This window comes from Corynebacterium aquatimens (assembly GCF_030408395.1).
Classification (GTDB): Bacteria; Actinomycetota; Actinomycetes; order Mycobacteriales; family Mycobacteriaceae; genus Corynebacterium; species Corynebacterium aquatimens.
Window position 1 is genome coordinate 1,560,070 of sequence record NZ_CP046980.1, and the last position, 12,806, is coordinate 1,572,875.

General features: G+C 49.9%; 5 protein-coding genes. All 5 read left to right on the forward strand.

Features of this window, described 5'->3' with window-relative positions; translation table 11 throughout:
- Nucleotides 1-122: 122 nt before the first annotated feature.
- Genes CAQUA_RS07090 through CAQUA_RS07110 form a run of 5 tightly spaced genes read left to right on the forward strand, consistent with a single transcriptional unit; the run spans nucleotide 123 to nucleotide 12,655 of the window.
- Nucleotides 123-4,877: a DEAD/DEAH box helicase gene (locus tag CAQUA_RS07090; protein ID WP_196823900.1), complete on the forward strand. Its 4,755-nt coding sequence runs from the start codon at nucleotides 123-125 to the stop codon at nucleotides 4,875-4,877.
- Entirely contained in the window at nucleotides 4,867-6,612 is a 1,746-nt protein-coding gene (locus CAQUA_RS07095) for a UvrD-helicase domain-containing protein (protein ID WP_196823899.1), read from the forward strand. Before CAQUA_RS07090 ends, CAQUA_RS07095 begins: the two co-directional genes overlap by 11 nt.
- A 13-nt stretch (nucleotides 6,613-6,625) precedes the next feature.
- Nucleotides 6,626-9,811: a helicase-related protein gene (locus CAQUA_RS07100; protein ID WP_196823898.1), complete on the forward strand. Its 3,186-nt coding sequence runs from the start codon at nucleotides 6,626-6,628 to the stop codon at nucleotides 9,809-9,811.
- Nucleotides 9,812-9,851: 40 nt separating this feature from the next.
- Nucleotides 9,852-11,603: a DUF1998 domain-containing protein gene (gene drmB, locus CAQUA_RS07105; RefSeq protein ID WP_196823897.1), complete on the forward strand. Its 1,752-nt coding sequence runs from the start codon at nucleotides 9,852-9,854 to the stop codon at nucleotides 11,601-11,603.
- Nucleotides 11,600-12,655 (forward strand): DNA cytosine methyltransferase, encoded by a 1,056-nt coding sequence (locus CAQUA_RS07110; RefSeq protein ID WP_196823896.1) that lies wholly within the window; start codon nucleotides 11,600-11,602, stop codon nucleotides 12,653-12,655. The genes drmB and CAQUA_RS07110 overlap by 4 nt, the downstream gene beginning before the upstream one ends.
- The last annotated feature ends 151 nt before the right edge of the window (nucleotides 12,656-12,806 follow it).

Here is a 12,806-nt window from a genome sequence, read left to right on the forward strand (position 1 = left end):
CGATCGATTGTCGCTTCAAGTACTTAAGTTGTTTGAGAACCTAATGCTCGATGCGATAAGCCCGAATCACCTCGGTGGAACTGGTAAATTTCGCAAAGAGAAACCGGAATACGGAGTGTGCAATGAGCCTGAACAACTGGGGAAATGCTGATAAGTCACTTGAAGATCTTGTCGACTCTTATAGGGATACATGCCTATCGGTGTACGAACACGATCCAAATCGCATTGTCGAAGATCTGAGAAAAGAATTCGCGATTGCAGAAGGCGGCTACGGAAGAAAGCAAATTCAAGAGCTTCTCCAAAATGGTGCGGATGCGATGCGTGAAGCCCCCGGCCGATTGGCGGTTTATCTCACCAAGGAGAATCTCTACGTTGCAAACCAGGGTGAACCATTCACGGAATCAGGATTGCGCGCCATTCTTTACGCACACTTGTCTGAAAAGACCGGGGAAGAGATTGGCCGATTTGGGCTAGGTTTCAAATCTGTTGCTGGCATTTCGACTAACCCTCAGATTTTTAGTCGGTCAGTGTCCTTCGCATTCGATCGCAGTGCAGCCCGAGACTCTATTTCCAAAGCGACGAGGCAAAAGCTCTATGAAGATGAAGTACCTTCATTACGCCTGGCTTGGCCAATCGAGCCCACCCAAGAATTTCGTGATGATCCGGAACTCCGCGTTTTGGCTAAATGGGCAACGACAATCGTTAAGGTTCCACTACATACCGGAGTTTGCTTCACACTTGATGAGGAGATGCGAAACTTTGATGAGTCGTTCTGTCTTTTTGTCCCGGCAGTTAAAGAGCTGAGGCTTGATTCCCAGATTAGTGGAATGCGCAAGTCGTTCACTACATCTAGGACCGGAGAAGGACGTCGCGAAGTAGAGCTTCGTGACTCCGACGGGCAAACTTCAAGGTGGTACGTAGTTTCCAAAAAATATCAACCGAGCAAAGAAGCACTCGAAAGCGCTGGTAGAACAGCTCGCCGCGACAACGTCACAGTGAGCTGGGCAGTACCTTTAGATGGCAAGGCGAAACTCGGCCAGCTTTCCGCTTACTTCCCGGTTAAATCTGAAGTATCTCTTTCTGGCAAATTGAACGCTCCCTGGAAGCTTTCAGACGACCGCATCGACCTAATCGAAGATGACTTCAATAGGGAGATCCTCGAAACAGTCGTACCAGAATTAGTTGGTGAAGCAAGGCAATTCTTGGGACCTCTGGATCCAGGCCGATACATAGACATTCTGCCAGCGCGTGGGCGCGAAACAAGAAGCTGGGCTGACGGCGTGATTAATGAACCGATTTACCGGCATCTACGTAGTCTTCGGAGCCTACCTAACGGCGAGCTCGAAATGCGTTCTCCTAATTCTCTTAGGCTCGTCCCATCAGTCGTGCCAGATGTACTAATTGACGAATGGATGGAAATTGCCGAAGTGAGAGAAGATTGGCTCCATCCTGCCTGTGCCTCCACGCCAGAGCGGAAATCGAAGAGCATTCGACTCATGGGCTTCGATCCCTCAAATCCCATCGCGCATTTGCGAACATGGTTTGAATCATTCGTCGCTCATGCCGACAGCCAAAATGCAGCTGCAAAATCTATTGCCGCGATAAGAACGATGAATGCGGTCTACGACGAGGTGAAACCGCAAGATTTAGAGGGGTTTATTGAGGAAGTTCGTTTAAGCCCGGTAGTACTACTCGAGAACGGTACGTGGGCTCGACCTGAACGCGGGCAAGCGGTAATCCGGTCCAGCACCCATGATTCTGGAACGAACTTTGTTCACCCGGCCCTTACCGAGGACCCGCAAGTAGAGTCCGCTTTGAGGAGCTTCGGAGTAACAACCTTTGAAAACACCGGAAATCTAGAAGACGTTCTTAACCAGTTGCGCAACCGAAACCACGAGGATAACGACGAATTTTGGTTGGAGGCATGGAGTGTTTTCCGGTCAAAGAATCTAACGGAACTACGCACCGAATTCTTCGATCTAGTCGGTGATGAGATGTCCGACTACATTCGGGTTCTAAATCTAGCCGGCAAATGGGTGCTCCCTGCAGGGCAATACATTCCTGGCAACATACTAAGAGCCAACACGGAAGATGCCCATCTATTGGTCGACCCGACGTTTCACGCTCTTGACTCCGAACTGCTTAGAGCCCTCGGTATATCCGATAAGCCCTTTCATGCTTTACAGCACACTCGATCAGCTTGGGTAGAAGAGTTCTTGGCTGAGCACCGTGAGGAGTTTGGAAACGAGCTCGGATTAAACCCACGCAACTGGACTTCAATTAAGATTCGCGAAGCAACCTTCCTTGGTCCTCTTGATCATCTTGCCGAATTCTCACCGCAGAACCGTGCACGCCTTGTGCTCTATCTAATCAATCACGACACAAATACAACCGTTGAGATCGGCTCAGAAAAGTCGAAACTTACTGCACAAGTGGTGCACCCAAATGTTTGGAAAGTTGTGAACGACGGCTTAGTCAAGACCAGTTTGGGATACACGAAAATTAATGAAAGCGTTTATGCCCCTGATGAGGCTGAAGAGATTTCGAGCTTTACTCCGACGGTACTAGACGTACATCCCGAGTCGTACTGGCTTGAAGTTCTACCTTTCATACGATCAATTCACCACTTCGAAATCGAAAACTTCGAAACGTTAGTTCTTTTCCACCGTGGCCACGAAGACGAGGTATCACTCGGTAAGACTTACGCTTGGTACGCCGACCAATTCCCTGATGACGTCCCGCCCTTGATCCACGTTCATTCACAACAACAGTGGCATAAGCTTCCTGCCTCCGATGTAGCTGTGGCTTCTGACGAACTCGAAGAGGATGGACTTGAAAAATTCGGGATCCCGACTCTACCTGTTCCGGAAAGAAACGATGCTCAGATCCTCAAAAATAACTGGGGTCTGCTCACCGCGGAGGACATTCCAAGCCAAGTGGATTTCGATCCAACTGAAGAGAAACAACCATTACTGCTGAAGTTCCCGAATCTCCTGTCGCTCTCAGCTGACTTTCCTGATGACCCGGTCTGGGAACGCGTACACGATCTCGAATTTCAAGCGTGCCAGGAACTTAGTATGGTGAGCATGCTCCCAGGGCGCCCAAGGGTGAGGGAATCCCTGACTCGCCTGTCTAGGGATAACGTTCTATACGTCGAGGGCGAGTCTTCCGAAGAACAATGGCGGGGAATCCTAGCTCTACTTAATTTAGATTTAGACGACTACCGTTTTCAGCAACTGCTTGATGAAACTCACTCACAGCAAGTCGAACGAGCGAAGGCACTTGTGCGGAATGCATCTTCGGATGCCGAGAAGATAGCTTCGCTTTTCAGTGAAGACGTGCTTGTAGCACTGATCCCCAACGGTGCATTAAGTTACGCCCAGCAGAAGCTCGGAACCCGACCTTCGCACTTCGAACTCGCCCAAACCTGTCTCGATATGTACGGCACGGGCACTCTCGAAAAGCTGTGTCGCGCATGCCCGGATCTCCCGGTAGGGCAAGCCCCTAAAACCTGGAGAGGATCTTATGGTGCTCGTAAATGGGTGAGGGAATTAGGCTTCGGGGACGAATGGGCCGGTCAAACGTCTAAGAAGTCCAATGCGCCCTATAAAGTAGTGAGCGGTCCAGCTAGCATCGGGGCATTCCACGATTACCAAGCTGCGGTCTCTCGACGACTCCGTCAAATGCTCCGAAGGGAATCGTCGAGACGAGGTTTAATCACTCTTCCAACCGGCGCTGGTAAGACAAGAGTAGCCGTTCAAACAATTATCGAATCGATCGCAGATGGTGATCTAGACAGGCACGATCAAAAGTTTAACGGACCGATCCTGTGGCTAGTCGATAACGAAGAACTCTGTGAACAGGCGATTTCGGCCTGGAAGAGCCTATGGGCTGCCGTGGGCAGGATTAATACTTCCCTTACCATATCCAGGCACTTCGGCAACGTTGAGGCCGATGAAGAACCGGACGGAGTCCAGGTAGTCGTCGCGACCTACCAAAAAACTGTGCGTTCGGTAGGTAAAGATGATTTCAACTGGCTGAGAGAGAGCCCACTTCTCGTTATCGATGAAGCCCATACATCCCTGAGCCCGTCGTACACCAAGATCCTAGAGTGGACTGGAAGATCGCGATACCAAAGAGAAAAGCTTCTTTTGGGCTTAACCGCCACGCCATACAGAGGATCCTCCGATTCAGACGAGACCAAACGACTACTTCGCCGTTTCGATGGAAATATTCTCGATGCTGGTGTGTTTGGAGATGAGGATCCGATGGTGAGGCTGCAGAATGACCGGGTTCTTGCGCATGTGACAATGGAAAAATTTAAGACGGACACCAGCGTTGAAATGTCGGAAAATGACATTCGCGATTTCCGAGAGAAACACTGGCTGCCCAGTAAGAAAGCAGAGGAGCTGGGCCAAGATTTTGAACGCACTATGCGCATTGTTAGGTCCATCGAGAGTAAACCTGACGATTGGTCGATTATCGTATTTGCTGCTTCCGTTGAAAACGCCGAAACGATTGCAACCATCCTCACCCTTGATGGCATACCCGCGGCCAGTATCAGTAGCAGCACCCCTGATGAAGAACGCACGCTTGCCTTTGAGCGGTTCCGAGCCAAAGAATTACGTGTTTTGACAAACTACAATGTGCTGTCTCAGGGCTTTGACGCCCCAAAAACCGACGCAGTCTACATCACACGACCGACTCAAAGCGAAGTTCGATACCAGCAGATGATCGGTCGAGGATTGAGGGGACCGAAAAATGGAGGAACAGAAAACGTGCATATCGTCAATGTTCTCGACAACATCGAGCAGTTCCCTTTGAGCATCGTTTACACGCCGTTCGAGAAGCTTGCGGATAAAGTAAATGAAACTTAAAAAAAATTTACAGCCGACGTCCACCGAAGCATTGGTGTTAGACCCGTTCCAGCAGAAATATCTAGCTGGACCCCCTAGCGGCAAAACGCTCGTAGTTGCTGGTCCTGGTTCGGGTAAAACAACGATAGCGTTGAAGAAAACAATACAAATCGATAAGGAGTTTAGATCCGAGGCCACAAGGGCTGTTCTGTTTTTATCTTTCTCGAGAGCCTCTATCTCCGCAGCGTCCCGATCTATGCGCGAGGAGCTAGATGCACTGAAAGTAGAATTCCAGGCTCAGACGATCGACTCTCTGGCTTTCGAGATTTGCAAATATGATGATCCAAATTTCGATGAAAACCGATTAGCTAGATCCTCCTTCGAGTCCCGGTTATGCAGGGCTACAGCCATTGCTAAAGAAGACTTTGGAGACCTAACGGCAGACCTATGTCATGTTTTTATTGATGAGGCCCAGGACATTTCGCCAGCGCAAGCAACATTTCTCAGACATTACCTTAGTCACCTTCCATCCGACTGCGGAGTAACGGTCTTCGCAGACCCCGACCAAGAGATCTATCGTTTCCTTGACTCTTTGGACGAAGCGTTGGAAGTGAGCAGATGGGAAAATCTTGAGCATGAATTCGACTTTTCGCACGGTTGGAATCTTCTGAGATTCAAGTCCAGTCATCGCCCCAAAACGGCGTCGGCTGCGGCGCTGTTTAAAGCACTCGATGAAGTTCGAGACATGGAAGCGCGATCCGAGAAGGTAAGAACCCTGGACGAACTTCAGGCTCGTTTACCAACAATAACGTTGGAACGGTTAGCCGCGCTCTCCAATATGAACAACGACCGGAACGCCGTTCTCGTGCGTAACAATTCCGACGTGGCAGATGTCTTTCAAGGCCTCATCACAGCGGGTTGCACTTCTGTGTCACCTGTTTTAATTCCCGAGTGGAGGGGTAAGATTCCAGCTTGGGTAAGCAGAGCTTTCGCAGATTTTTCTGACCAACATTTCCACTCTGCAGAATTACTATCTTATCTCCGGCCTAGACTGACTAACGTTGAGCTGGAAAAGACAAAAGAAGTTTTGGACCTCGATTTCCAAAGACAAATGACCTGGAATGATGTCCGTTCTTGCTTCCTACGAGCCCCGGAACTGCTTGCCTACTCGGAAGATAGCAATCTTGCCGTCAGTACAATTCACCAAGCAAAGGGCTTAGAATTTGCGAATGTAGGGATTCTTGAACCCGAGAGATTACTCGAAAGACAGCCAGCAGAAAGCGAACTTTTGTTCGTTGCACTGAGCCGAGCCCGTTCAAACGTTTTTCGAATTAGCGATCCACCAAGGGCAAATCGCCAGAATTCACGCAGAAGATCTTTCGAGTACAAGTTCGCAAGATCCAGCAAGAAGCTTATCGGACTTACAATTCTCCCCACTGACCTCGATGTTCCAGAGACCCTTGCTTCAAAATCGGTTGATGCGTTGAGGCACGCAACTATAGGCGATTTAGTAGCATTTGATCCGATTAGAACCCGCGACTACCCAGTCTACGTGTGCTCCTTAAACGGTGTTCCGTTCGCTGAAACAAGCGAGGCGTTCGGCAAGGTTTTAAAGCGGCATTTAGGGTCGCAGTCTCAATTTCCCCGGCTGGGGTCAGTTCCTATAGCTAGGCTGGAAACAGATTTCATTGGTTTAGAGCAGACGCTCCAGGCATTTGCCATCGCCAAACCGTTAGGATTTGCAACCGTTAACTAAGAGGTGCCGATTTATGAACCTTCAACCGTGGTACGACGCCCGCGAAAGGTTGATCGACTATGTTAGAAACGATCTTCAAGGCAAAGATGACGAAAGACTGGAGACACCGCCATTAGACCGATTTATTGTCGGTATTTTGCACCCTCAAAGAGGAGCCGGCGGAGATTTGGATGCATTCGCTGAAAACGACAGTGAGACGCACGGTTTCGTAAAAACTAACGGTCCTTCTCGATCGGATTTCGAGACAGATAATGATGCCAATTTGCCTAACACCACTCGCCCCTCATCCATGGGCATAACAGTCAACGTCGCACCGAACGATTCGACGACTATCACGGCATCGTTTGAAGCAACTAGATATATCGAGGACGAAAATTCCCTTTGGCAGCCTGAGAAGATCAAATTCCGGGAAGTTATAGATCTCCAGGAAATCAAGCGTACTAATCAAGTGTGCAAGATCGAGATACCAAGCGGAATTGAAGGATTAAAGGCACTAGCGATCATTAGACCCACAAGCTTCGAGGTCGTCAGAATCACTTTAAGCCTCATCAATACGAACGAGGCCAAGAAAGGAGCCAAGGATCCGTTATGTTGGTTCCGACCTCGCATTGTTCTTCAACTCAACCACGGTACTTTTACCTCGGGACGCCCTACTTACGATTTTGCCCACCGCGATCGAGAGCTTCGTGCTCTAGATTTTCTCTACAGACACGAAACGAACATCGCTATCGGTCATGGTTGTTCGGTTTCGTGGCAAGGAAAAGGGTCAGTTACGCGCGTTGAAACGACGTATTTTCCTTCTCACGAAGTCCCGCTCGCGGATCCATCTCCCGGCAAACCCGGTGACCCTTACGGTGAATATGATCTTCGTATCTCCCAGTTCGCTGAGGCTTGTTCGTACGAACCGCTTAAAAATCTTTGCGCGGCCTATTCGCGTTGGATTGAAGAACAAGCCGCGCGGCTCGATTCTGAAAAAGTTTCGCTCCACGAAAGCGAGTATCAAATTGGACTCGAAACGTTGGCTAACGCCCGGGTGTGCCATGAAAGAATCGCGAACGGTATTCGATACCTAGAGGATCCCGAGTCAACAGATGTCCGTCTGGCTTTTCGCCTAATGAATCTGGCCATGCTCGAGCAGCGTCGAAATTCTTCCTTAGATGATATTCAAGCCATTGCATGGAGGCCCTTTCAAATAGCCTTCATATTGATGAATATTCCCGCGCTCTCGGATCCAGATCATGGGGAGCGTAACTCGGTAGATCTCCTATGGTTTCCAACTGGTGGCGGTAAGACGGAAGCCTACTTAGGTTGTATTGCTTTCTCGATTCTCCTTAGAAGAATTCGACGCCCGGAGTCGGGAGGTGTGACTGCCATCATGCGTTACACCCTTCGCCTCTTAACGAGCGATCAGTTTGGACGAGCAAGCAAACTCGTGTGTGCCCTCGAGAAAGTTCGGGCACAGCACCTTCCGGATTCTCGAATCCCGATTTCTTTAGGAATGTGGGTGGGACAAAATACCACACCGAACACTTATAAACAGGTTAAGGAGGAACTTTCGAAGGCAACCCACGGTAGCTACTACAGTGGTAAAACGCCACTAACTTACCAGGTCCAAGAATGCCCAAGCTGCTCTGCACGCATTGAGTTAAAGCACTACTCCCTCACCAATGACGGTCTGGTAATCGCTTGCCCCAACCAGGCTTGCTTCTTCAGGAACGGGCTTCCTCTGTACTTCGTCGACGAGGATGTGTATGAAAAAAGACCATCTTTAATCATTGGGACCGTCGACAAATTTGCTCAGATGGCTTGGCAACCTCAGGTGGCCCAGCTTTTGGGGATTGACGAACCAGAATCTTCGCCTGATTTGATTGTCCAGGATGAGTTGCACTTACTTTCAGGCCCGCTTGGCACAATGGTTGGCCATTACGAGACGGCCCTTGATCAGTCGCTTAAAGTCGCCACAGGGCACAGGCCAAAGGTCATAGCCGCGACAGCGACTATCCGTCAAGCCAAAGAGCAAATCCGTGCAATCTTTGATCGAGATTCTGTTCAGTTCCCCCCGGCTGGCTTGGATCCACATGACAGCTACTTTTCTCAATCAGCTAAACGCGAAGACCAAGGAACTCGCGCTTACATCGGTGTCCTAGCTCCTGGAACCTCGCAGATGACCCTTTTAGTCCGCCTCTATGCGGCTTTATTGCAAGGCGCCTCCGAGCTTGAAAAACCAGATGACTTGATCCCGGAAACTTGGAATAAAGTCCTAGACACCTACTGGACACTTCTAGGTTACTTCAACAGTTTGCGAGTTTTAGGATCTGCCAACCTGCTGGCGAATAGCGACATTCCCGACCGTATTGAGGTTCTTGCAAAACGCAGCGGAAAGTCTGAGCGTTTGGATCCACGCGATAAATTACCCGCTGAACTAACTTCCAGGAGAAACTCTGGAGAGATCGCCGCGACCAGAATCAGAATGTCGAAGAGCTACCCCGATAGCCAAACACCCAGCATCGTTCTTGCAACCAACATGATTTCGGTCGGATTGGACATCGACCGATTAGGTTTAATGGTCGTGGCGGGCCAGCCGCAAAACTCTTCCGAGTACATCCAAGCGACATCTAGAGTTGGTAGACGTTTCCCTGGGTTGGTATTCGTAGCGTTTAACGCAAACCGGACACGAGATGTATCCCATTTCGAAAGCTTCGAATTCTTCCACCGAACGCTCTACAGTTCTGTAGAAGCTACGACTGCCACTCCGTTCTCCCCTAGAGCCAGAGACCGCGGAGCCCATGGCTTATTAGTATCCGGAACCAGGCTACTCTTCCCAGAACTAAGAGCTAAAGATTCAGCGGGCGAAGTTGAACGGTTCGAGCAAGAGATCCGAGAAACCGTTATCCATCCCTCCGTTGAAAGGGCAAAAAGTATTTGCGGAAAAGACTCGAAGGAAGCACAGGCTCTAGAATCGCGACTTGAAGCATTGCTCATGGAATGGGTGGAATTTGCCCGGTTGAAACTCCAGCAAGGGCACATTCTTGAGTACGGCAAGATGGGTAAATCGACAGTGGATGACGATCAGGTTCTGTTACTGCCATCGGGCTCCTCGGAGGGTCCGGACAGATTCCAGAAAAAACCACCTTGGGAAACGCTCACGAGCTTGAGAGACGTTGATTCAGAAACCGTGATTGTACGGGAAGGACAGTAAGATGCCCTACGGCAGAACCAGAAAAGGTGAGGGAAAGAGAATGGAGAACCTTACCTCGATCCGTCGAGCCCAGCTAATTAGCACTTACGGAATCGGATCGCTGCTCCCGGTTGAACACGAGAGTTTCATCGTTATGGGCCAAAACAGTTGGCCTCCAAAGTGGATTAACAAATACCACAACGGCAAACGATCAAATGCAATCCACGCAGATGAATTAGCAACCGCTTTAGGGGTTAAGGACCTAATTCCTCCGCCGGCAGAAGACATCTTTCAGATCCCCGTTCGCCGGTTCCCGGAGATGTATGCATGCCCAATCTGCAAGCGTCTTGATTTCTGGACCGATTTGGCAAGAGATAGTTCTACCTACGGCAAGATGAACATCTGCGTGGATTGCAAGACGGAGAACGCGACCCTCATACCATCGCGGTTCGTAGCTGTTTGCAAAGATGGACACATTCAAGATTTCCCCTACTACTCATGGGTTCACCGCGGCAGCAGCGGCGACTGCACGCCTAGAGAATCTAAACTTTCGTTGCATACGCAAGCTACACATGACAGTCTCCAGGGACTAATAATCAAATGTACTTGCGGCGCAAAAAGGAGCATGGAGGGAGCACTAGGAAGAGCTCGGTTGGGAAATTGCCGGGGGAGATATCCGTGGCTCGACGATAAGGAGCCAGCTAATTGCGACAAGGAATTGATCGGCCTCCAAAGGGGTGCTGCTAATGTTTGGCAAAGCATTATACATTCGGCCATTACAGTGCCTGGTTCTTCAGAAGCTGGCCCAATAGCTAGTTTTCTGAACGAGAATCCCTGGATGTTGGCGTTGCCACCTGAGCGTCGCGACAAATTTATCCTGGATGAAGCCCAGAACAACGGCTTCGAACCAGAGGAGTTGAGCCGGGCAGTCGAGCAGAGAACTAGTTCGAGCCCCAATGTCGAATCGTTGAAAGAATTGCGGAGCCGTGAGTACAAAGCCCTGCAAACCGAGTTATTAGACCAAGGTGGAAACTCCGAGTTTCTGTCGTTGCCTAAGGTCGCTGATTCGGATTTCAAAGACCGAACTAAGGTCTCATTAGTTTCAGATATTGCGCGCCTCAGAGAAGTTCGCGTTCTCTCAGGTTTCTATCGTGTGGAACTGAGTGAAGAGAACAGCTGGCAATCCACTGCTCTGCTTTCCAATAGGAAAGAAGACTGGCTACCTGCGATTGAAGCATGGGGAGAAGGAGTATTTTTTAAACTGGATGAGCAACTGGTTAGTGACTGGGAAACCAGACCGTGGCCCAACCAAAGATTTGAGCGAATCCTCTCTATCTCGCAAAACCCGCGTGCCTTGAAAGCTTCCGTGCGAATGGTTCTTTTGCACTCCTTGGCTCACATTCTGATTAATCAGCTCTCGCTAGTCGCTGGTTATACAGCTGCGTCAATCCGAGAACGACTCTATGCAGATGATGATCAGTGTGGTGTTCTCCTTTACACCGCGGGCTCAGATTCAGCGGGATCACTAGGTGGACTCTCGGCACTGTCTTCCCTACCCAAAGCGGAAGAGATTCTTCTCGGGGCACTCGAAACCGCACGATGGTGCAGTGCAGATCCAGTTTGCATCGAGTCCGGCCTCCGGGGCTTGGATAGCATGAATCTAGCGGCCTGTCATTACTGCATGCTCGTACCGGAAGTTTCTTGCGAGCATAACAACGTTCTTCTCGATCGAGCCATGCTCATTGGCACCCCCGACGACCCTTCCAAGGGTTTTTTCTCCGATCTTTTTGAAATAGATATTCTTGACCGATGAGCATAAACGTTGTGGATTTGTTCTCGGGCGCAGGAGGTATTAGTCAGGGATTCACAGAAGCAAGCGAACAATTCGCAATCGTCCGGGCAATCGATTCCGATTTGGACGCTGCGATGACGTTTGAACAGAATTTCCAATCCGCAAACGTTGTTCACGCCGATATCGAAGATTGGTTGCAAGATGCCAGAATCGAAAGCTGCGACGTAGTTGTGGGCGGGCCACCGTGCCAGGGCTTTTCCTCACTCGGAAAAATCGATGAAAAGAAGAACCGGCTATGGGAAAATTACGCTCGTTACGTCCGCGAATCTCAACCGTCGTATTTCGTGATGGAAAATGTGCCCCAGTTTGCGAAATCCCCTCAGAAAGCGGTGTTCGAAACAGAGCTAAGTAACGGCCTCCTTAAGGACTACTCAGCCCGTACTTACCTCGTAAATTCAGCAGATTACGGAACACATCAGTTGCGCAGAAGGATGATAATTTTAGGAACTCGAAAGGATCGCGCAGTCTTGAGAATGCCGGCCCCATTGCTCTTCGAGGATGGGTTCTTGACAGTCCGTGACGCATTTAAAGATCTTCCCCCTTGCGTAACAGAAACTGATCTTCCAGACCGCTATACAGAGCGCCAAGGGGTTAAGAGGCCCGGCCCCTTTACAACGAAGGAGCTACATTTGACACGGCGTTACCAGGAAATATCGCTCCGACGTTTTAGCGAGATCCCACCGGGTGGTAACAGATTTGATCTACCTGATGAATTACTGGCCCCCTGTTGGCGAAAGCATACTTCAGGATCCGGAGACGTAATGGGTCGGCTCCATTGGGATCAACCGTCAGTTACTATTCGTACGGAGTTCAATAAACCCGAGAAAGGTCGTTATCTTCACCCCGAGGAGAACAGAGCAATTACTCATCACGAAGCTGCCCGCTTGATGGGATTCCCTGATAACTACAAATGGGTCGGATCGAAAACATCGATTGCTCGTCAAATCGGTAACGCGGTTCCTATCCCCCTCGCGCGCTCAGTCGGGGTCTCAGTAGCTGCTCTTTTCGCTTAAATATATTTTCAGTTAGACACTGGCACCGGGGACATCTATTTTAAATTTGGTCGGCGCAGTTACTTCCCGAGGCCCCATGTCGACGATCAATCCGCTTCGAATGGAAGCTGGACCGCCCCATGCCTGCCGTACTCTACGAGTAAGGTCGCGC

Bases quoted from the DNA above. Each gene is read 5' to 3' on its own strand.
- CAQUA_RS07090 (WP_196823900.1), top strand. From the start codon at position 123: ATGAGCCTGAACAACTGGGGAAATGCTGATAAGTCACTTGAAGATCTT.
- CAQUA_RS07095 (WP_196823899.1), top strand. From the start codon at position 4,867: ATGAAACTTAAAAAAAATTTACAGCCGACGTCCACCGAAGCATTGGTG.
- CAQUA_RS07110 (WP_196823896.1), top strand. From the start codon at position 11,600: ATGAGCATAAACGTTGTGGATTTGTTCTCGGGCGCAGGAGGTATTAGT.
- drmB (WP_196823897.1), top strand. From the start codon at position 9,852: ATGGAGAACCTTACCTCGATCCGTCGAGCCCAGCTAATTAGCACTTAC.
- CAQUA_RS07100 (WP_196823898.1), top strand. From the start codon at position 6,626: ATGAACCTTCAACCGTGGTACGACGCCCGCGAAAGGTTGATCGACTAT.